The sequence below is a fragment of the uncultured Pseudokineococcus sp. genome, from assembly GCF_947495735.1.
GTDB lineage: Bacteria > Actinomycetota > Actinomycetes > Actinomycetales > Quadrisphaeraceae > Pseudokineococcus.
Map to the genome: position 1 here is coordinate 19,568 of NZ_CANMAA010000021.1, position 20,486 is coordinate 40,053.

The 20,486-nt window shown below is 75.9% G+C and carries 19 protein-coding genes; 11 read left to right on the forward strand and 8 right to left on the reverse strand.

The annotated features are described in order from the left end of the window. Positions 1-7: 7 nt before the first annotated feature. Positions 8-925 (reverse strand): aldose 1-epimerase family protein, encoded by a 918-nt coding sequence (locus Q0848_RS17935; RefSeq protein ID WP_299040050.1) that lies wholly within the window; start codon positions 923-925, stop codon positions 8-10. A gap of 305 nt (positions 926-1,230) precedes the next feature. Here Q0848_RS17935 and Q0848_RS17940 point away from each other — a divergent pair, with 305 nt between their 5' ends. After that, the gene (locus Q0848_RS17940) at positions 1,231-2,502 is read left to right on the forward strand and encodes an APC family permease (RefSeq protein WP_299040052.1); all 1,272 of its coding nucleotides are present in this window, start codon (positions 1,231-1,233) and stop codon (positions 2,500-2,502) included. Between the two features lie 253 nt (positions 2,503-2,755). Here Q0848_RS17940 and Q0848_RS17945 read toward each other — a convergent pair whose 3' ends face one another. Further along, on the reverse strand, positions 2,756-4,297 hold the full coding sequence (locus Q0848_RS17945; protein ID WP_299040053.1) for a sodium:alanine symporter family protein: 1,542 nt from the start codon (positions 4,295-4,297) through the stop codon (positions 2,756-2,758). Between the two features lie 263 nt (positions 4,298-4,560). Beyond that, positions 4,561-5,313 carry a GAF and ANTAR domain-containing protein gene (locus Q0848_RS17950; protein ID WP_299040055.1) on the reverse strand — a complete coding sequence of 251 codons (753 nt, stop codon included), beginning with the start codon at positions 5,311-5,313 and terminating at the stop codon, positions 4,561-4,563. 471 nt (positions 5,314-5,784) lie between these two features. On the opposite strand from Q0848_RS17950, the gene Q0848_RS17955 reads away from it, so the two are divergent. The 5 genes from Q0848_RS17955 to clpB all read left to right on the forward strand — a co-directional run bounded on the left by Q0848_RS17955 (position 5,785) and on the right by clpB (position 11,979). Beyond that, positions 5,785-7,122, forward strand: coding sequence for a reverse transcriptase family protein (locus Q0848_RS17955; RefSeq protein WP_299040056.1), 1,338 nt, complete (start codon positions 5,785-5,787; stop codon positions 7,120-7,122). Positions 7,123-7,410: 288 nt separating this feature from the next. Next, entirely contained in the window at positions 7,411-8,376 is a 966-nt protein-coding gene (locus tag Q0848_RS17960; RefSeq protein WP_299040058.1) for a hypothetical protein, read from the forward strand. A 207-nt stretch (positions 8,377-8,583) separates the two neighbouring features. Further along, positions 8,584-8,781: a hypothetical protein gene (locus Q0848_RS17965; RefSeq protein ID WP_299040060.1), complete on the forward strand. Its 198-nt coding sequence runs from the start codon at positions 8,584-8,586 to the stop codon at positions 8,779-8,781. Further along, a complete protein-coding gene (locus Q0848_RS17970; protein WP_299040062.1) occupies positions 8,778-8,948 on the forward strand; it encodes a hypothetical protein in 171 nt (56 codons plus the stop codon). Before Q0848_RS17965 ends, Q0848_RS17970 begins: the two co-directional genes overlap by 4 nt. A 211-nt stretch (positions 8,949-9,159) precedes the next feature. Next, the gene (gene clpB / locus Q0848_RS17975) at positions 9,160-11,979 is read left to right on the forward strand and encodes an ATP-dependent chaperone ClpB (RefSeq protein WP_299040064.1); all 2,820 of its coding nucleotides are present in this window, start codon (positions 9,160-9,162) and stop codon (positions 11,977-11,979) included. Positions 11,980-12,213: 234 nt separating this feature from the next. Here clpB and Q0848_RS17980 read toward each other — a convergent pair whose 3' ends face one another. Further along, positions 12,214-12,978 (reverse strand): SDR family oxidoreductase, encoded by a 765-nt coding sequence (locus Q0848_RS17980; RefSeq protein WP_299040066.1) that lies wholly within the window; start codon positions 12,976-12,978, stop codon positions 12,214-12,216. A gap of 159 nt (positions 12,979-13,137) precedes the next feature. On the opposite strand from Q0848_RS17980, the gene Q0848_RS17985 reads away from it, so the two are divergent. Beyond that, positions 13,138-13,926 carry an exodeoxyribonuclease III gene (locus tag Q0848_RS17985; RefSeq protein ID WP_299040067.1) on the forward strand — a complete coding sequence of 263 codons (789 nt, stop codon included), beginning with the start codon at positions 13,138-13,140 and terminating at the stop codon, positions 13,924-13,926. Between the two features lie 32 nt (positions 13,927-13,958). Here the strand turns inward: Q0848_RS17985 and Q0848_RS17990 are convergent, their stop codons facing one another. Continuing rightward, a complete protein-coding gene (locus Q0848_RS17990; protein ID WP_299040069.1) occupies positions 13,959-14,975 on the reverse strand; it encodes a hypothetical protein in 1,017 nt (338 codons plus the stop codon). 80 nt (positions 14,976-15,055) lie between these two features. Between Q0848_RS17990 and pyrE the strand changes: the two genes are divergently transcribed. Continuing rightward, on the forward strand, positions 15,056-15,676 hold the full coding sequence (gene pyrE / locus Q0848_RS17995; RefSeq protein WP_299040071.1) for an orotate phosphoribosyltransferase: 621 nt from the start codon (positions 15,056-15,058) through the stop codon (positions 15,674-15,676). Between the two features lie 14 nt (positions 15,677-15,690). On the opposite strand, the gene Q0848_RS18000 is transcribed toward pyrE, so the two are convergent. Then, on the reverse strand, positions 15,691-16,446 hold the full coding sequence (locus tag Q0848_RS18000) for a hypothetical protein (protein WP_299040072.1): 756 nt from the start codon (positions 16,444-16,446) through the stop codon (positions 15,691-15,693). 199 nt (positions 16,447-16,645) lie between these two features. Continuing rightward, positions 16,646-17,437 carry an HAD-IIA family hydrolase gene (locus Q0848_RS18005; RefSeq protein WP_299040074.1) on the reverse strand — a complete coding sequence of 264 codons (792 nt, stop codon included), beginning with the start codon at positions 17,435-17,437 and terminating at the stop codon, positions 16,646-16,648. Positions 17,438-17,593: 156 nt separating this feature from the next. Here Q0848_RS18005 and Q0848_RS18010 point away from each other — a divergent pair, with 156 nt between their 5' ends. The 3 genes from Q0848_RS18010 to fbaA all read left to right on the forward strand — a co-directional run bounded on the left by Q0848_RS18010 (position 17,594) and on the right by fbaA (position 19,603). Further along, entirely contained in the window at positions 17,594-17,743 is a 150-nt protein-coding gene (locus tag Q0848_RS18010; protein ID WP_299040076.1) for a GPGG-motif small membrane protein, read from the forward strand. Between the two features lie 35 nt (positions 17,744-17,778). After that, positions 17,779-18,444, forward strand: a complete 666-nt coding sequence (locus tag Q0848_RS18015; RefSeq protein ID WP_299040078.1) for a TrmH family RNA methyltransferase — start codon at positions 17,779-17,781, stop codon at positions 18,442-18,444. 127 nt (positions 18,445-18,571) lie between these two features. Further along, positions 18,572-19,603: a class II fructose-bisphosphate aldolase gene (gene fbaA / locus Q0848_RS18020; protein WP_299040081.1), complete on the forward strand. Its 1,032-nt coding sequence runs from the start codon at positions 18,572-18,574 to the stop codon at positions 19,601-19,603. A 360-nt stretch (positions 19,604-19,963) separates the two neighbouring features. Here the strand turns inward: fbaA and Q0848_RS18025 are convergent, their stop codons facing one another. Beyond that, positions 19,964-20,404, reverse strand: coding sequence for an STAS domain-containing protein (locus tag Q0848_RS18025; protein WP_299040083.1), 441 nt, complete (start codon positions 20,402-20,404; stop codon positions 19,964-19,966). Positions 20,405-20,486 lie beyond the last annotated feature (82 nt).

Here is a 20,486-nt window from a genome sequence, read left to right on the forward strand (position 1 = left end):
CCCGGCGTCAGGCCGGCGGGTCGACCGTCACGGTGCAGCCCACCTCGCGCACCCCGCCGGGCGCCACGGAGACGGTGCACGGCTTGTCGGCCACCTCGCCCTGCCAGCCCTCGGGCGAGGGCAGCCCGGCCCACGGCTCCAGGCAGACGAAGTCGGCGCCCGTCGGCTTGGACCAGACCCCCAGGTGCGGGAAGCCCTCGAGGTCCAGGCGCAGCACCGGCGTCCCAGGGGCGGAGAAGCGCAGCGACCGGCTGGCCAGCTGCTCGAGGACGACGGCGTCGTCGGCGAACAGCTCCTCCGCCAGGGGCAGCACGCGGTCCTGGACCGGGCTGGGCTGGGGCTCGGGGGTCAGCAGGGTCGCGCGCACGCGCCGCACGGGGGCGTCCTCGTCCTCGGCGAAGACGACGCGGTGGTCGGTCTTGGCCGCGCCGTCGACGAGCGGCCAGCGGAAGGCGGGGTGCCAGCCGAGGGAGAAGGGCATCGGCCGCTCACCGGTCGTGCTCACCGTCCACCGGACGGACAGCGAGGCACCGCTCACCTCGTAGGCGACGACCAGCGAGAACGGGAAGGGCCAGCGACGGCGCGTCTCCTCGGAGTCCTGCAGGCGCAGGACGGCGCGCGACGGCGAGGCCTCGAGCAGCTCGAAGTCGAGGTCGCGGGCGAAGCCGTGCTGGCCCATCGGGTAGCGCTGCCCGTCGACGACGACCTCGTCGTCGACGACCCGGCCCACGACCGGGAAGAGCACCGGGGCGTGGCGGCGCCACTCCTCGCCCGCCTGCCACAGCAGCTCGTGCTCCTCGGCCCGGTCGCCACCGGCTCCCTCGCCGTCGCCCCCCGCCGGGCGCCAGCGCAGCGAGGTCGGCTCGGCGCCGTGCCGGGCGACGACGACGGTCAGACGGTCGCTCTCGATGCTCACCTGGTCCATGGCGACATCCTGGCCGCGCCGGCCCCGCCGCGCCCGGTCCGGACGCGGTGGGGCGCCCGGGCGTGGACCTCTGCGGTGCCCGGTCGGACCCGCTGCCGGGCCACCACCCGCCGTCCACCTGCACGTCGCCGCGCGGTCGCCCGCACTTCGTAGCCTTCATGCCGCGACACGCCGGTCCGGGGCGGCACCGAGACGACGAAGTGCGGGTCAGGGCGCGGAGGGTGCAGGGCGCAGAGAGCGTGAGCAGGACGCGCTGCGGCAGGGGGCCGACGAGGTGCGCTGAGGAGTGCGGGACGGAGACGGACGTGACACACGCGGCTGCTGGGGGTCCGGGGCTGCAGCGCCGGCTCGGCACGGGCGACGCGGTCGTCGTCGGGATGTCGTCGATGCTCGGCGCCGGGATCTTCGCGGCGTTCGCGCCCGCGGCCGCCGCCGCGGGCGCCGGTCTGCTCGTGGCCCTCGCCGTGGCCGCGGTCGTCGCCGCGTGCAACGCGACGTCGTCCGCCCAGCTGGCGGTGCAGCACCCGTCCTCGGGCGGCACGTACCTGTTCGGGCGCCGCCAGCTCGGGGAGTGGTGGGGCTACGTCGCCGGCTGGGGGTTCGTCGTCGGGAAGACGGCGAGCTGCGCCGCGATGGCGCTGACGGCGGCCGCCTACGCCGTGCCGGGGCCGTGGCAGCGGCCGGTCGCGGCGCTGGCGGTGGTCGCGCTGGCCGCCCTCGCCTACCGCGGCATGACCCGCACCGCCCGCGCCGCCCGGGTGCTGCTCGTCGTCGTCCTGCTCGCGCTGGCGCTCGTCGTCGCGTCGGCGGTCGCGGGGCCCTCGGCGGGCACCGCCCCCGCGGACCTGCTGGCCCTCGGCGACGGCGGGGGGCGCGGCGTGCTGCAGGCGGCCGGGCTGCTGTTCTTCGCCTTCGCCGGGTACGCGCGCGTGACGACGTTGGCGGAGGAGGTGCGCGCGCCGGAGCGCACGATCCCGCGGGCGGTCCTGCTGTCCCTGGCCGCCGTCCTCGCCGTCTACGCCGTCGTGGGCGTCGCGGCGCTGTCCGTCCTCGGGGCCGGCCCGCTGGCGACGGCGACCGCTCCCCTCGAGGAGGTCGTGGCCGCCGGCCCGTGGCCCGCGGGCGGCGCCGTCGTGCGCGTGGGCGCCGTGGCCGCGTGCTGCGGGGCGCTCCTGGCGCTGCTGGCCGGCGTCAGCCGCACGGCGCTGGCGATGGCGCGCCAGGGCGACCTGCCCCGCTGGTTCGCCGCGGTGCACCCGCGCCACGAGGTGCCGCACCGCGCGGAGGTGGCCGTCGCGGCCGTCGTCGCCGTCGCCGTGCTGGTGGGCGACCTGCGCGAGGTCATCGGCTTCTCCTCGTTCGGGGTCCTCGCCTACTACCTCGTGGCGAACCTGTCCGCGCTGACCCAGACGCGCGAGCACCGGTTCGCCCCGCGAGCGGTGAGCGTGCTGGGCGCCGCGGGCTGCGTCGTCCTCGCCCTGTCGCTGCCCCTCGCCTCCGTCGTCGGCGGAGCGGCGGTGCTGGCCGTCGGGGTGGTGCTCCGGCTCCTGCTGCGACGCAGCGCGCAGACCGCCTGAGGCCGGCGGGTCCCGGACGACCACCGCGCAGGGCGACTCCGGTACCGGCCGCTCGCCTGGTGCGGTGGTGGCCACCGCGAGGCGAGATGGAGGTCCGGGTCACGGACGGGGCGGCCCGGTGCCCCGAACCCCCATCTCGACCGCCGTGACGCCGGACCCCGGACCCCTGACGCGAGGAGCGCCCCGCGAGCAGGTGCTCGCGGGGCGCTCCGGCGGTGCTGAGGGTCTCGGACCGGCTGGTCCGCCCCGGGGGTCAGTGGTCCTTGGACTCGCCCGGGTGGATGAGCGACTGCGGGTTCTCGACCTCCTGGAGGCGACCGCTCTTGAGGTCGTCGAGGAAGCCGCGCACCTCGGACTTCACCACCGGCATCAGCAGGTAGAGGCCGATGATGTTGACGAACGCGCAGGCGAAGAGCATGGCGTCGGCGAAGTTGAGCACCGCGGTGAGGGTGACCAGCGTCCCCAGCACCGTGAAGAACAGGTAGCCGACCTTGAAGATGTTCTCCGAGAGCCGGCTGCGGCCGAAGAGCGTCGTCCACGCCTTGAGGCTGTAGTAGCTCCAGGTGACCAGCGTCGAGTACGCGAAGAGGATCACCGCGAAGGCCAGCAGGTACGGGTACCAGGTGGCGACCTCGGCGAAGGCGTCCGAGGTGAGCACCACGCCGTCCGCGGTGGTCGCGCCGGTCTCGGCGACCTCCTGGCGAGCGGCCACGTAGGAGGCGGGGTTGGCGATGATGATCGTCAGCGCCGTCATCGTGCAGATGACGACCGTGTCGATGAAGGGCTCGAGCATCGCCACGAAGCCCTCGGTGACGGGCCGCTCGGTCCGGACGGCGGAGTGGGCGATGGGGGCCGAGCCGATGCCGGCCTCGTTGGAGAAGGCCGCGCGCTGGAAGCCGATCACCAGGGCGCCGAGCACGCCGCCGGAGACGCCCTCGGGGGAGAACGCGCCGCCGAAGATCGACCCGATCGCCTCGGGGATCTGGCCGACGTTGATGGCGAGGACGAGCAGGCACGACAGCACGTAGAAGATCGCCATCGCCGGGACGAGGCGGCTGGTCACGGCGCCGATGGACTTGATGCCGCCGAGGATCACGACGCCGACGAGCGCGGCCAGGGCCAGGCCGAACAGCAGGGTGGCGAAGGTGCTGCCGAAGAGGCCGTCCGCGCCACCGGTCACGTTGCGGACCTGGGCGAAGGTCTGGTTGGCCTGGAACATGTTGCCGCCGCCCATGCCGAACAGCAGGATCGCGGCGGCGAAGAACCCGACGAGGAACTTGGAGAGCAGGCGCGCCGGGACGCTGTCGCCGAAGCGGCCGAAGGCGACGCGCAGGTAGCGGAACGGCCCGCCGGTGACGCTGCCGTCCTCGTGGATCTCCCGGTACTTCACGCCCAGGGTGCACTCGACGAACTTGGTGCACATCGAGATGAGGCCGGCGACGACCATCCAGAAGGTGGCGCCGGGCCCACCCAGGGAGACGGCCACGCCGACGCCGGCGATGTTGCCGAGCCCGACCGTGCCGGAGACCGCCGACGTCAGCGCCTGGAAGTGGGTGACCTCGCCGGGCTCGTCGCCGCGGGTGAACTTGCCGCGGACGATCTTCAGCGCGAGCGGGATGTGGCGGATCTGCGGGGCGCCGAAGTAGACGGTGAAGATGATCCCGGCGGCGATGAGCCAGATGACGACGATCGGCACGGACAGCCCGAAGGCCGTCAGCGGGTAGAAGATGATCGCGCTGATGGCGTCGCTGACGGGCGTGAAGCCCGTGTTGACGAAGTCCTCGATACCGGTCACGGGCGGACCTCCGAGCTCAGGGACGTGCTGGCGCACGTGGTCGGGGCCGACCGGCGGGACGCCGGCGGGCGGTGCTGCGGGCGGACGACGTCCGGTCTGGTCATCGGAGCAGGTTGACGGCACCCTCCCGGGTGCGCAAGGACCCTCGCCGTGAGAACGGCGTGATGTCGCCGGACCGTGACAGCCGGACGGCCCCCGCCGCGCCGTCGGAGAGCCGCGTCAGCGCAGCTCCTCGACCTCGCCGCGAGGGCCGAGCTCCCGGATCAGGCCGGCTCGCCGCGCTGGGCGCGCTCGACGATGCCGGCGGCCATGTCGCGCAGCTTGGTGTTGCTCTGCTGGCTGCTGCGGGAGAGGTGGGCGAAGGCCGCCTCGTCGTCCACCTGGAGGCGGGCCATCAGGACGCCCTTGGCCTGCTCGATGACCGCGCGCGACCGCATCGCCTCCTGGAGCTGGTCGGCGAGGCGGGTCGTCGAGCCGTAGAGGGCGGCGTTGGCCAGGGCCACGGCGGCGTAGGAGGCGAACGCCCGGGCGAGGGCGAGGGTCTCCTCGTCGATGTCGCCGGTGAGGCTGTACATGTTGAGCGCGCCGACGACGCGCTGCGGCACAGGCATCCCGACGGAGGCGACGGCGCGGACGCCCTGGCGGCGGGCGATCGCGGAGAACTCGGGGTAGACCCCGTCCTCGCCGCTGAGGTCGACGCGCACGGTCCCCCCGGACGTGGCGGCGTCCAGGCACGGGCCGAACCCCGCCTCGTACTGGCGCTCGTCGAGCATCGCCGAGACGGAGGAGGTGAAGGCTGCGGACCGGGCCCTGCCGTCCTCCACGAGGGTGACCGACAGGCCGTCGACGCCGGGCAGCGTCTCGGCGGCGAGGTCGGCGACCCGCTGCAGGTACTGGCCCACGGGCTGGTCGAGCATCAGGCGCCCCAGCTCGACGAAGGCCCGCTGGGCGTCGGGGTGCATCTCGGGCGCGGGGTCCTGGCCGTCGCTGGACGTGGTGGGGTCGGTGGTCGTCATGTCGGAGCTCTCCGCCGTAGCCGCCGCGCCGTCTCGGCGGCGGTGCATCTGCCGCACGAGCGCCCAGGCGGGCGTTGCGCGGACCAGTGGGAGCTGCTCGTCTCAACCCGGGCCACTCGGTCGCGCGCTGCGGAAGGCGTCGACCGGTGGTCCACCAGCACCGTCGAGTCTAGGTGCGTCCGTCGACGCGCGTCGCCTCGACGACCTCGGCGGGGCCGGCGCCCCCGCGCGCCGTCGATCGCTGGCTAGCATCCGGGCGGTGCGGCGGCTCCCCGGCGAGGACGCCGACCCGCGAACCGGGACGGCGGGTCCGGGGCTACCCCGGGCGCTGCAGGACGAGCACACGACCCCACCGCAGGCACCGCGCCGCGCTCCGCGCGGCCGGGTGCCCGCACGACGGGACAGGTCGCCGGGGGCCGCCGCACTCCCGCCGCGGTCCGTCGCAGCTCCCGCGACGGGTGCGGGCGGCTCGTGAGGACGGACGCGCCCGACCCCGTCGCCCAGGCGCTCGCCGACGCCCTCCTCGCCGAGGGCGACTGGACGAGCGAGAGCCTGGTGACCGCGGCCGCGCGGGTGCTCGGGAGCCGGCGGCGCTGGCTGCCGGCCCTCGCCGCGCACGTCCTGGCCGAGTGCCCCCGGCCGCCGCGGGACGCCCCGCGCCACCTGGCGGGTGTCGCCGGGGCCGCACCGCCCTTCGTCCGGGCGCGCGAGCGCGCCCAGCGGCGCGGCCACCCCCTCCGCGCGCGCCGCCACCCCGTGGTCCCGACCCGGGCCGGCGGCTCGCGCTGGCCCACGGCGCGCCTGGACGACGTCGGCGACGTCGCCCGGCTGCTCGACCTCGACGTCGGGCACCTCGACTGGATGGCCGACGTCCGCTCCCTCCAGCGGCGCGCCCGCCCCGGCCGGCTGCACCTGCACGGGTACCGGTGGCTCGAGCGCCCCGGTCGCGCCCCGCGGCTGCTGGAGGTGCCGACGCCGCGGCTCCGGCGGGTGCAGCGCGTCGTGCTCGACGAGGTGCTCGCCGGCGTCCCCGCGCACCCGGCCGCCCACGGCTTCGTCCCCGGCCGCGGCGTGCTGAGCGGGGCCCGCCCGCACGTCGGCGCGGACGTCGTGGTCAGCGCCGACCTGTCGTCCTTCTTCGCCGCGGTCACCGCCGGCCGCGTCTACCGGGTGCTGCGTGCGCTCGGGCACCCGGAGGCGGTGGCCCACGTGCTGACGGGCCTGTGCACGCACCGCGCGCCCGTGCGGGTCCTCGCCGCGATGCCGCCCGGGGGGAGCGACGTCGCGCGCTCCGCCCTGCGCCGGGCGCTCGCGAGCCCCCACCTGCCGCAGGGCGCGCCGACGTCGCCGCACCTGGCCAACCTGGCCGCGCACCGCCTGGACGTGCGGCTGGACTCCTACGCCCGCGCGTGCGGCGCCGCGTACACGCGCTACGCCGACGACCTCGCCCTGTCCGGCGGGCCCGACGTCGCGCGGCGCGCGGGGGCGCTGCTCGACGGCGTCCGGCGCGTGGTGCACGACGAGGGGTACCGGCTCAACGAGGCCAAGACGCGCGTGCAGCCGCGCTCCCGGCGCCAGCAGGTGACCGGCGTCGTCGTCAACGACCGCCCCGGCGTCGGGCGCCGGGAGGTCGACGCCCTGCGCGCGCTGCTGCACAACTGCGTCGTGCGAGGGCCCGCGTCCCAGGACCGCGAGGGTCGGGGGCAGGGCCTGCGCGCCCACCTCGAGGGGCGGGTGTCCTGGGTCGAGCACGTCTCGCCCGGGCGCGGCGCTGCGCTGCGGGCCGAGCTCGACCGCATCACCTGGTGAACGCCGCCCGGCGAGGAGGGCGCCGGCGTCTCGTGCGTCGTCCGTCCGGCCCAGCTGCCGCGACCCGGCCGGGCCGCAGGTCACGGGCCTGCAACGATCAGGAGGAGGCCTTGCCCCCGGGACCGCGGGCGGCTTATGTCCGTGTTGCGCGCGTCGTGCAGGCGTCCTCGAGGGCTCGACCGCCCAGGCGGTGGCGACGTGCGCGGGCGCGCGGGCGCGTGCTCACCGCAGCGCGCGACGCCCACCCAGCACGTGCACGTGCACGTGCGGTCGATCTCCAGGGGAGCCATGACCAGGACCACGTCGCTCGTCGCCGGGCTGGCCCCCTTCGCCCTGGCCGTGTCCAGCAGCCTGGTGTTCGCCGCGCAGCACCCCGCAGCAGCGGCCTCGCCGACGCCGGCGGCTCCGTCGACGTCGCAGAGCCAGCCGTTCGAGCTCGCGGAGAGCCCCACGACGGCGGAGGGCTCGTTCGACCACTCCGCGGGCCAGGTGGAGGTGGAGGCCGCGGCTGTCACGACCACGGAGGACAGCGCCACCGTCACGGTCAACGGCAAGGACTTCACGGTCACCCGTGACGACGTCGCGCAGACGGTCACCCGAGACGGGCACGGGAACGTCCTCCAGCAGGAGGACCTGGTCGCGCTCGAGGCGCTGGCCAGGGACCTCAACCACGAGCATGTGGAGCCCTCCGCCACGACGAGGGCCGGCCGGGACCACGTCGACCTGCTGGTCCGGTACGTCGCCCTGCTCGCCTCCGCGCCCGTCGGCCAGGAGATCGGTGCACGGGTGATCGACGAGCCGCGGATGGTGCTCGTGACCGACGCGGCGGTGAGGTCGGACGAGTCCGCCGCGGAGGCCGTGGCGGCCGAGGAGTGCGCCCAGCGGGCGGCCGACGCGGCCGATGGAGTGGACCGGGCTGACCGGGCCGACGCCGCCGCTGCGCCCTGCCAGCGGGCGGACGAGGACGGGATCCTCTACATGTCGTGCTCCCGGAGCCGGCGCAGCCTCTACTACGACGCCCAGGACCGGTGCTGGAGCCGCGACTACGTCGTCAGCGGCCCCGGGTCGGCCGGATCTCTGGGCGAGTGCGGCCCCGGGAGCGCCGGCATCGACACCTACACCTACGACTGCGGTGAGCACGACCGCTGCGGCCGCGTCCACGGCGGCTCCTTCAACCCCTGGGACCGCAACTGCGGCGACGAGTTCTTCGAGGCCGAGGACGACTTCCTCTACGCGCCCATCAACCGCTGCTGAGCGGCAGCGGCGTCCTCGGCGGCTCGGCCCTCGAGGACCTGCGACGACGTGCGACCGGTCCCGTCCGACGTCCGCGACCCGCCGCCGGTCCACGACGGGGACGGCAGCGAGGACCGCGCGGTGTCGCACCTCGCGGCACGGCACCCGAGACCCGAGGCTCGAGACCCGAGGCTTGAGACCCGAGACCCGAGACCCGAGGGGCTCGTCATGGCGCTGCGGACGACCGCTCTGGCCCTCGAGGTGGTCGCGACGGTCGTGGTCGTGGCGCTGGTGGTGCTCTTCGGCGCGACCGTCGCCCGGGAGAACGGGCTCGTCGTGGTGGCGCTGCTGGGCGTCCCCTGGTCGCCGCGCTGGCCGCTCTCGTGGCGACGGCGGGGGACGGGCTCCCGCGAGCGGGGACGGTGACCGCGGTCGCCGGGGTGCTGTCGCTGGTGCGGGCGGTCGTGACCGTCGTGGGGCGCGGCCTGCACCTGCTCCTGCCCGCCCTGGTGCTCCTCGCGTCGGCCGTCATCCTCGGCGTCGCCGCCGTCGAGGACTCCGGGGGTCGCCGGGCCGCTCGGCACGCCGCGTAGGCCGAGCGGACCCTCTCCGCGCGCGCGGGGGCGGATGCCGGTCGGCGGCGACGCGCGGTCGTGGCGGCACCGCCCCCTCCGTCGACGGAGGAATGGCGCCGCGCCGACCAGGGTTGAGCGACGTAGACTCAAGTCTCGACGGACGGCCGGCTGGCCGAGCCGTCACCCCGTCAGACCCGCCGGGCCCCCGGCGCGCACCAGGAGGTGGACGTTGGACGCCGAGTTCACGACGAGGACCCGCGAGGCGGTCACCGCCGCGGTCCAGGCCGCAGCCGCGGCCGGCAACCCGCAGGTGGAGCCCGCCCACCTGCTCGTCGCCCTCACCGAGGACGCCGGCGGCGTCGCCGCCGGCCTGCTCGAGGCGGTCGGCGCGCAGCCGGCCCGCGTCGGCGAGCAGGCCCGCGGTCTGCTCGCCGCGCTGCCCCGCACCGCGGGCGAGACCGTGGTGCAGCCGCAGCTCTCGCGCGGCGCCCTCGCCGCCGTCCCCGTGGCGCAGCAGGAGATGCGCGCGCTCGGGGACTCCTACGTCTCGACCGAGCACCTGCTCCTCGCCCTGGCCGCCGACACCGGCGCGACGGGGGATCTGCTGCGCTCGAGCGGCGCGACGCGCGAGGCGCTGCTGGACGCGCTGCCGCGCGTGCGGGGGGCGGCGAAGGTCACCTCGCCCGACCCCGAGGGCACCTACAAGGCCCTCGAGCAGTACGGCGCCGACCTCACCCAGGCGGCCCGCGACGGGCGCCTCGACCCGGTGATCGGCCGGGACGCGGAGATCCGGCGCGTCGTCCAGGTGCTGTCGCGGCGCACGAAGAACAACCCCGTCCTCATCGGCGAGCCCGGCGTCGGCAAGACGGCCGTCGTCGAGGGGCTGGCCCAGCGCATCGTCGACGGCGACGTGCCCGAGTCGCTGCGCGGCAAGCGCCTGATCTCCCTCGACCTGGCGGCGATGGTCGCGGGGGCCAAGTACCGCGGGGAGTTCGAGGAGCGCCTCAAGGCGGTCCTCGCCGAGATCCAGGGCTCCGACGGCCAGGTCGTCACCTTCATCGACGAGCTGCACACGGTCGTGGGCGCCGGCGGCGGCTCCGAGGGGGCGATGGACGCCGGCAACATGCTCAAGCCGATGCTCGCCCGCGGCGAGCTGCGCCTCGTCGGGGCGACGACGCTCGACGAGTACCGCGAGCGGATCGAGAAGGACCCGGCGCTGGAGCGCCGCTTCCAGCAGGTCTTCGTCGGCGAGCCGGACGTGGCGGACACCGTGACGATCCTGCGCGGGCTCAAGGAGCGCTACGAGGCGCACCACAAGGTCACCATCACCGACGGCGCCCTCGTCGCCGCGGCCCAGCTCTCCGACCGCTACATCACCGGTCGCCAGCTGCCCGACAAGGCGATCGACCTCGTCGACGAGGCCGCCTCGCGCCTGCGGATGGAGCTGGACTCCTCCCCGGTCGAGGTCGACGAGCTCAGCCGCGCCGTCGACCGCCTCGTGATGGAGGAGATGGCGCTGTCCCGGGCCGCGGAGGACGACCCCGCGGCCGCCGAGCGCCTGGAGCGGCTGCGCGCCGACCTCGCCGACCGCCGCGAGAGGCTGGCCGGCCTGTCCGCGCGGTGGGAGCGGGAGAAGAGCGGCGTGAACCGGGTCGGCGACCTGCGCGCCCGGCTCGACGCGCTGCGCTCGGACGCCGACCGCGCCGTGCGGGAGACGGACTGGGAGACGGCCTCGCGGCTGCGCTTCCACGACGTCCCCGCGGTCGAGCGCGAGCTCGCGGAGGCGGAGGCCAGCGAGGCGGACGACGGCGGCGAGGAGCCGATGGTCGCCCAGCGCGTCGGCGCCGGGGACATCGCCGACGTGGTGGCCGCGTGGACGGGCATCCCCGCGGGGCGCCTCCTGGAGGGCGAGCAGGACAAGCTGCTGCGGATGGAGGACGTGCTGGGCGCGCGCCTCGTCGGCCAGCGGCGCGCGGTGGAGGCCGTCTCCGACGCCGTGCGGCGCAGCCGCGCCGGCGTCAGCGACCCCGACCGGCCCACGGGCTCCTTCCTCTTCCTCGGGCCGACCGGCGTCGGGAAGACCGAGCTCGCCAAGTCGCTCGCGGACTTCCTCTTCGACGACGAGCGCGCCATGGTCCGCATCGACATGAGCGAGTACGGCGAGAAGCACTCGGTGGCCCGGCTCGTGGGCGCCCCTCCCGGGTACGTCGGGTACGACCAGGGCGGGCAGCTGACCGAGGCCGTGCGCCGCCGCCCGTACGGCGTCGTCCTGCTGGACGAGGTGGAGAAGGCCCACCCCGACGTCTTCGACGTGCTCCTGCAGGTGCTCGACGACGGCCGTCTCACCGACGGCCAGGGGCGGACGGTCGACTTCCGCTCGACGATCCTCGTGCTCACGAGCAACCTCGGCAGCCAGCACCTCGCCGACCCCTCGCGCTCGCGCGAGGACCAGCACGCGGCCGTGATGACGGAGGTCCGCCGGGCGTTCAAGCCGGAGTTCCTCAACCGGCTCGACGAGGTCGTCGTCTTCGACCCGCTGGGCACCGAGGAGCTCAGCCGGATCGTCGGGCTCGCCGTCGAGCGGCTGGCCGCGCGCCTGGCCGACCGCCGGCTCGGCCTCGAGGTCACGACGGCCGCCCGCGACTGGCTGGCGCTCGAGGCCTACGACCCCGCGTACGGGGCCCGGCCGCTGCGCCGGCTCGTGCAGCGGGAGATCGGCGACCGCCTCGCCCGCGCCCTGCTCGCGGGTGAGGTCGGGGACGGCGACGTCGTGGTCGTGGACGTCGACGGGCCGGAGCCCGCCGACGCCCACGAGCCGCTGGCGCTGACCGCCGCGCCGCTCGGTGCCGGGGCGGGCGACCACGAAGGGGCCGGCGACCAGGCCGCTGACCGCAGCGCTGGCGACGGGCGGGCGGCTGACGGGGTCTCCGGCGGCGGGCGGACGGCGCCCGACCGACCGGGGGATCAGCCGCTGGGCGAGGCCGGCTCGGGTCGCCGCGACCGCTCGGGGCTCGTGCTGCGACGCCGCGAGCGGGTCACCGACCGCTGAGCCGCAGCCGCTCGAGCGACCTGCGCGGGCGGCCCTCTGGGCCGCGCGCGTCCACACAAGTGTGGACATCGCAGAGGGCTTCGAGGGTGGTTGCTCGAAGCAGGGGAGTCCTACGCTCTGTCGGACGGTGCTCCGGTGGGGCGCTGAGCAGTCGTCGACGGCCGTGGCCCGCGGGGGGGTCCACGGCCGTCGGTGCGTCTGCCCCCGGTCGGCCCGCCCGCGGGGACGCCCCGGTCAGCTGCGGGCGGAGACGACCGCCCGCGAGCCACGGCGCACGAGGCTGCGCGGGGCGTGGCGGATGAGGTGCACGAGAGCCGCGTAGCGCGCCGTGGGCACCGAGATGACGCGACCGCGCGCCACGTCGTCGAGGGCGGTGCTCACCAGCTCCTCGACGTCGACCCAGCCGAGCTCGGGCAGCTTCGACATGTGCAGGTCGGCGCGCTCGTGGAACTCCGTGCGCACGAAGCCGGGGCACAGCGCCGTCACGGTGACGCCGCTGCCCGCGAGCTCGCCCGCCAGGCTCTCCGAGTAGGCCGTCACCCACGCCTTGACGGCGGAGTACCCGCCCATCGTGACGAAGCCGGCGACGCTCGAGACGTTGAGGACGGCGCCCCGCCCGCGGGCGCGCATGCCCCGCCCCGCCGCGCCGCCGAGCACCAGCACGGCCTTGGCCATGACGTCGAGGGCGCGCTCCTGCTCGGAGGTGTCCGGGTCCAGCAGTCGCGACGCCAGGCCGAAGCCGGCGTTGTTGACCAGCAGGTCGACCGGGCGACCGGCGTCCTCGAGGCGGTCGGCGACCCGCTGGACGTCCACGCGGTCGGCGAGGTCGGCGCGCAGCACCTCGACCTGGACGCCGCTGCCGCGCAGGTCCGCGGCGACCTCCTCCAGGCGGGCGGCGTCGCGCGCGACGAGCACCAGGTCGTGGCCGCGGCGGGCCAGCTGCCTCGCGAAGGCCGCCCCGATGCCGGAGGTGCCGCCCGTGACCAGTGCCGTCGCCATGCCCCGCACCGTACCCAGCCCTCGTGCGCCGGGCCCTCGTGAGCCCGGCCCTCGTGCGCCGACCGCCCGGCGCCACGGCCGGTCGGCTCCGCAGCCGCCCGCCGCGCCCCGCGGACGGCGCGGCGCCCGCCCCGGACGTCCCGGGTAGCGTCGCCGTCCGTGCGCATCGCCACCTGGAACGTCAACTCCGTCCGCGCCCGCGTCGACCGCCTCGTGGCATGGCTGGAGCGCAGCGACGTCGACGTCGTGGCGCTGCAGGAGACCAAGTGCAAGGACGAGCAGTTCCCCGAGGAGCGGCTGCGCGAGGCCGGCTACGAGGTGGCCCACCACGGCCTGAACCAGTGGAACGGCGTCGCGGTGCTCTCGCGGGTGGGGCTGGAGGACGTGCGCGTCGGCTTCCCGGGCCAGCCCGGCTGGGGGGAGGGCTCCGAGGCCGAGGCCCGCGCGCTCGGGGCGCGGTGCGGCGGCGTCGACGTGTGGAGCCTGTACGTCCCGAACGGGCGCGCGCTCGAGGACCCGCACTACGCCTACAAGCTGGACTGGCTGGCCAGGCTGCGCGACGCCGGCGCGGCGTGGCTGGCGGAGGACGCCGACGCGCAGGTCGCCCTCTGCGGCGACTGGAACGTGGCCCCGACCGACGAGGACGTCTGGGACCCCGCCGTCTTCGCGACGAGCACGCACACCTCCGAGCCGGAGCGGGCGGCGTTCCGGGCCGTGGTCGACGCCGGGTACGCCGACGTGGTGCGCCCGCACGCCCCTGGGCCGGGCACCTACACCTACTGGGACTACACGCAGCTGCGCTTCCCCCGCCGCGAGGGCATGCGCATCGACTTCGCCCTGTGCTCCCCGGCGCTGGCGGCGCGGGTGACCGGCGCCGAGATCGACCGGCAGGAGCGCAAGGGCAAGGGCGCCAGCGACCACGCGCCCGTGGTCGTCGAGCTGGGCTGACCACCTCCTCGGCGCCCCCGGCCGCGGGGTGCTCACGGGGCGACGAGCGCGCCGGCGACGGGGTCGGCGGCGCCCGCACCCCGCCGCGAGCCGGTGCGCAGCAGCTCCCCGCGCCACGCGAGGTGGTCGACCTCCCGCGGGGACGCCTGCGCGAGGTCGGCGGCCAGGTCGAGCAGGCGGGCGGCGACCCACACGTCGGGCGCGCTCCCGGCGCGCGGCGGGGCGCTGCGCCCCGCCGCGGCCGCGGCCGCGCGCGGGCCGCGGTGCCAGCGGGACGCGAAGCGGCGGACGTCGTCGTCGGGCACCACGCGCTGCGCGCCCGCCAGGACGAGCAGCCGGTGCCAGGAGCGGCCGGACGCCTGCCCCGGGACGGCGCGCCACGCCGCCCGGACGGCGTCCCAGCGGTCGCGGGCGGCCCGCAGCGCCGGGTCGCGGCTGAGGTCCTGCTCCGCGGTGGGCCAGGCGTCGGGGTCCTGCGCCGCCGGGTCGGGCTCCGCCCGCGCCGCGTCCAGGAGCTCCACCAGCTCTTCGCAGGAGCGGATGCCGTGGTCGAGGAGCACCTGCGCCCCCTCCCGGGCGGCCGTCGCCTTGAGCGGCGCGTCGAGCGCCGGACGGGCGCGGTGCCGGGTGGCACGGGCCCGCGCCCAGGCCTCGTCGCCTCCGGCGTCCCGGACGGCCGCGACGAGCACGTCGGCCCCGGCCCCCGGGGGGTGGCTCTCCCGGAAGCGGCGGACGACGCGGTCCGTGGTGGCCGCGTCGACCCGCGGGGTCCAGACCGCCTCGAGGACGGCCAGCGCGAGGGACGGGTGCGGCGCGGGCGGGTGGAGGTCCTCGCCGGCGGCCTCGAGGCGGCGCGCGGTGGCGACGAGCGCGGGGACCAGCCACGAGGCCGTCCGCCGGGCGAGGAGGTCGGGCGCCCCGGCCGGCACGACCGGGCGGAAGCGCTCGTCCTGCTCGGGCGGCACGTCCTGCTCGGGCGGCGCGTGGGCCGCGGCGGCTGCGCCGTCGCGGTCGCCGTCGGCCCCTGGTGCGGTCTGCGTCGGGTCCATGCCCCGACCGTGGTGCGCGGGGCCGCGCCGCGCGAGGAGGTCCGCCGCGGCTGTGGACGGCCTCGCTAGCGTGACCGCCTGTGGACCAGACCCGGACAGCCCCCTCCCTCGTCGACGACGCCGGCGACGACCGCGAGCGGCTGCTCGCCCTCGTCCGCGAGAGCGCCGTCGTCCACGGGCGCGTCACGCTCTCCAGCGGCGCGGAGGCCGACTACTACGTCGACCTGCGGCGCATCACGCTCCACCACGAGGCGGCGCCCCTGGTCGGGCGCGCCATGCTGGAGCTGCTCGACGGCCGCGGGCTGGCGCCGGACGCCGTCGGCGGCCTGACGATGGGCGCCGACCCCGTCGCGGGAGCCATGCTCCACGCCGCCGCCGCCCGGGGCCGCCGGCTGGACGCCTTCGTCGTGCGCAAGCAGGGCAAGGCGCACGGCCTGCAGCGCCAGATCGAGGGCCCGGGGGTCGAGGGCCGCGACGTCGTCGCCGTCGAGGACACGATGACGACCGGCGGGTCGGTGATGACCGCGGTGGAGGCGCTGCGCGCTCACGGCGCGAAGGTCCTCGCCGTCGCCGTGCTCGTCGACCGCGACACCGGTGCCCGCGAGCGCATCGAGGCCGAGGGCCTGGACTACCTCGCCGTCTTCACCAAGGACGACCTCGGCCTCGGCGGCTCCGGCGAGGCCGACCGCCCCTCCGCGTAGGTCCGCCGGGGGGACTACGCGGCGCGGACGGGCGCCGCGGAGGCGCCCTGGGGCGCGGAGCCCGCTGCGGCGCGGCCGTCGACGGCCGCCGCGGCCGCCAGGTGGCGACGCTGGTGGTCGGCCACGGCCCAGGCGAAGAGGATGGCGCCCACCATCTCCAGGAGCTCCTCGACGCTGGAGATCCCGGCGTAGAGGGCGCTCTGCTCGCCCGCGGTGTCCCAGGCCCACCCTCCGGCGAACTCCATGCCCACGGCGCCGCCGACGAAGACGGTGCCCGCGAGGACGAACCGGAGGGCGGTGCGACGGGGAAGGGCGAGGAGGAACGGGATCATGAGCACGAGGAACACGAGCATCACCGGGATGGCCAAGGCGACCCACCCGAAGCGCAGACCTGTGTCGATCCCGGCTGCTTCGAGGACTGAGCTGCCTGTCTCGTGGAGGCGGCTCCCCTCGTCCATGGACATGTAGGCGAAGACGACAGCCAGAGCGGCCCAGTGCCAGCGCCAGCGGCTGCCCTCGAGACGCGTCGTCCGCGCGACGTCGACGAGGAGGAGCGCGCAGAGGAGGAGCAGGCTGACCGAGAACCACGCCGGGATGGTGGTCTCCGCGTCCACGGCCAGCGCGGCCATCAGGCGCTCGTACCCCACGAAGGGGTCGGTGCCGGCTGAGGCGAGTCCGACGAGCGTCGCCGAGAAGCTCGCGAGCACGAGCAGGACCGCGATCGGCAGCAGCAGCCAGAGCAGGGCGCGGGGATGGACGGTCAGGCGCATGAGGGACTCCCGGTGCCGGTGGGGCGTCGGGCCCGTGCCCAGCGGGTGGACGGCAGATGAACTGCCTGTGACGGTACTCGCCCCCGGCCGCCGACGACGGGTCGGACGCCGTCACTCCACGTGCTCGGTCGGGTGACGCGCCCTCGACCGCGTGCGGAACCGGCGCCCCGGGTGACGCGCGGTAGCCGGGGCGAGCGCCTCAGACCAGGTCGACGACGTCGGCGATCGACTCGCAGACGCGCGTCGGGCGGTAGGGGTAGGAGTCCACGTCCTCGCGGCGCGTGGACCCGGTGAGCACGAGGGTCGTCGCGAGCCCGGCCTCGATGCCCGCGACGACGTCGGTGTCCATGCGGTCGCCGACCATCGCGGTGGTCTCCGAGTGGGCCTGGATCCGGTTCATGGCGCTGCGGAACATCATCGGGTTGGGCTTGCCGACGACGTAGGGCTCGCGCCGCGTGGCCCGCGTGATGAGCGCCGCGACCGCCCCGGTCGCGGGCAGGGGCCCCTCGGCCGAGGGGCCCGTGGGGTCGGGGTTGGTGGCGATGAAGCGCGCGCCGCCGTCGATGAGCCGGATGGCGGTGGTGATCGCCTCGAAGGAGTACGTGCGCGTGTCGCCCAGGACGACGTAGTCGGGGGAGGAGGTCGTCATCGTGTACCCGGCCTCGTGGATCGCGGTGGTGAGCCCCGCCTCGCCGATCACGTAGGCCGAGCCGCCCGGCATCTGCTGGGACAGGAACTCCGCGGTCGCCAGCGCCGAGGTCCACAGGGACTCCTCGGGCACCTGCAGGCCCGAGGCCGCCAGGCGGGCCCGCAGGTCGCGGGGGGTGAACATCGAGTTGTTCGTCAGCACGAGGAAGCGCCGCTCGCGGTCGACGAGGCGCTGGAGGAAGTCCGCGGCGCCGGGCAGCGCGTGGCCCTCGTGCACCAGGACGCCGTCCATGTCGGTCAGCCAGCACTCGATCTCCGCGGGCCCCGCGCCGTCGCTGCTCATGGGGCCATGCTCCCGCTGCGGGACGCAGGGCACCAGGGCTGGGGCGCCCGGAGGCGACGGGTCGCCGGCGCGCGCGCCCGGCCCGGGGCCCCTACCGTCTCTGGCGCCGCGGACCACGGCGGCGCCCGACCCTCCCCTGACCCTGGAAAGGTCCTCATGGCCACCCTGCTCTGGATCCTCGGCGTCGTCCTCATCATCGCCGGCGTCGTCTCCCTCGTCCGCCGCCAGATCCTCTGGGGAGTCGTCCTCATCGTGGTCGGCCTGCTCGTCGGCCCCGGCCTCAGCCTCTTCGGCATCGGCGCCTGACCGGCGACCGCCCCAGCACCCGCGGCCGGGCACCGGTGGGCGCGACGCCGCCCGCCGGTGCCGGCGCGGACGACGAGCGCGTCGTCGGCGTCGGGCCCTGGCCCGGGGGGCCGGCGGCGTGGCCCTCCGACGAGCGCTACGACCCCGAGCTGCTCGCCCACGGCGACCGGCGCAACGTCGTCGACCGCTACCGGTACTGGAGCGTCGAGGCGGTGCGCGCCGACCTGGACCGCAGCCGCGCCGGCGTGCACGTCGCCGTGGAGAACTGGCGGCACGACCTGAACGTCGGCTCGGTGGTCCGCACCGCGAACGCCGTCAACGCCGCCGGCGTGCACGTGGTCGGCCACCGCCGGTGGAACCGCCGCGGCGCCATGGTCACCGACCGCTACCTGCACGTGCACCACCACGCCGACGCCGCCGCGCTCGCGGCCTGGGCGGCGAGCGAGGCCCTGCCCGTCCTGGGGGTCGACAACACGCCCGGTGCGGTGCCGCTGGAGACCGCCGACCTCCCCGAGCGGGTCGTGCTCCTGCTGGGCCAGGAGGGCACGGGCCTGACGGACGGGGCCCTCGCCGTCTGCGAGGCCGTCCTCGCCATCCACCAGGCCGGGTCCACGCGGTCGGTCAACGCGGGCGCCGCCGCGGCGATCGCGCTGCACGCGTGGGTGCGGCGCCACGTCTTCGGGCAGGTCCCGGGCGGGTGAGGCGCTCCCCGGGCGTGGAAGGATCGCGGCGAGCACGAGGGCCCGGGGAGCGGGCCGACCGACGACGGGTCCGGCGACGGGCCCGAGCACGCACCACGACGCCGCACCACGCCCGAGGAGGCCCCAGATGCCCATCGCGACCCCCGAGGTCTACGCGCAGATGCTCACGAGCGCGAAGGAGCGCTCCTTCGCGTACCCGGCCATCAACGTCACGAGCAGCCAGTCGCTCAACGCCGCCATCAAGGGCTTCGCCGAGGCGGGCAGCGACGGCATCGTCCAGGTGAGCACCGGCGGCGCCGAGTACCTCTCCGGCCAGGGCGTCAAGGACATGGTCACCGGCGCGACCGCGCTCGCGGAGTTCGCCCACGTCGTCGCGGCGAAGTACGACGTGAACATCGCGCTGCACACCGACCACTGCCCGAAGGACAAGCTCGACTCCTTCGTGCGACCGCTGCTCGCCCTCAGCAAGGAGCGCGTGGACAGGGGCCAGGAGCCGCTGTTCCAGTCGCACATGTGGGACGGCTCGGCCGTGCTGCTCGACGAGAACCTGCGCATCGGCGCCGAGCTCCTCGAGAAGGCCGCCGCTGCCAAGATCGTCCTCGAGGTCGAGATCGGCGTCGTCGGCGGCGAGGAGGACGGTGTCGCCAACGACATCAACGAGCACCTGTACACGACGACGGACGACGCGCTCGCCACCGCGGAGGCGCTCGGCCTGGGGGAGCGGGGCGTCTACATGGCCGCCCTGACCTTCGGGAACGTGCACGGCGTGTACAAGCCCGGCAACGTCAAGCTGCGCCCCGAGATCCTCCGGCAGGCGCAGGAGGCGGTCGCGCAGGAGCACCAGACCGGCGGCGACGGGAAGCCCTTCCTCCTCGTCTTCCACGGCGGCTCCGGCTCTCTGCCCGAGGAGATCAGCGCGGCGGTCGACCACGGCGTCGTCAAGATGAACATCGACACCGACACCCAGTACGCGTTCACCCGCCCGGTGGCCGACCACATGCTGAAGAACTACGACGGCGTGCTGAAGGTCGACGGCGAGGTCGGCAACAAGAAGACCTACGACCCGCGCGTGTGGGGCAAGGCGGCCGAGGCCGGCCTGACCGCCCGCGTCGTCGAGGCCTGCGAGGGCCTGCGCAGCGCCGGGACCTCGCTGTCCTGACGCCCGCCCGCGACGCACGAGGGCCCCGACCGCCGCGGCGGTCGGGGCCCTCGTGCGTCTGCCCCGCCGCGGGGGCGCGCCTGGCGCGGGGACGTCGCCCCCCGCGCCGGGGCGTGGGAGCTCATCGCGGTCGTCGCGGGCGCCCTGGTGGGGCTGACGGCGGACGACCACGTCACGCGGGGCGTGGGGACCGACCTCGGGACCGCGTCCGGGGTGGCCCGCCGATCGGGGCCGATCGGGCCCGACCGGGACCGGGAGCGGCAGTCGAGCCCGGGCGCCCTCCTGCTCGTGGGGCTGCCCGCCTCCGCGCCCGGCGCGGTCGTGCTCAGCCTCCGAGGGCGCCCCGCGGAGGGCGGCGGGTCAGGCGGCGGCGGGGCCGTCGGTGTCGTCGTCGGGGGACTCCTCGGGGACCGAGTCGTCCACGCCGGGGTCGGAGTCGACGACGTCGAGGAGGTCGTTGATCGAGGTGACCTCGATGAGGAAGCGCACCACGTCGGGCGGGCGGATGAGCACCAGCCGCGTGGTGGAGCGCGAGGCGAGTCGGGCCAGGAAGGCCACGCCCGTGGAGTCCATGAAGGTGACGTGGTGGGCGTCGACCTCCACCGGGCGACCGGCGTCCTCGGCCTCCGCGGCGGCCTCGACGAGGTCGGGGCTGACCAGCGCGTCGATCTCGCCCGTGAGGACGATCCGGGTCTTGGTCCGGCCCATGATGACGTGGACGGACCCGGCGTCGGCGTCCTCGCCGCCCGCCGTCGTCACGCCCGCTCGGGGCGGTGCCCCGGTGTTACCGTCACCCGACATCGAGACCCTCCGACCTGCTCTCCCGGTGCTGCCGCAGGCCATGCCGCGGAACGACGGTCACGCTAGACGATCGGAGCCGCGC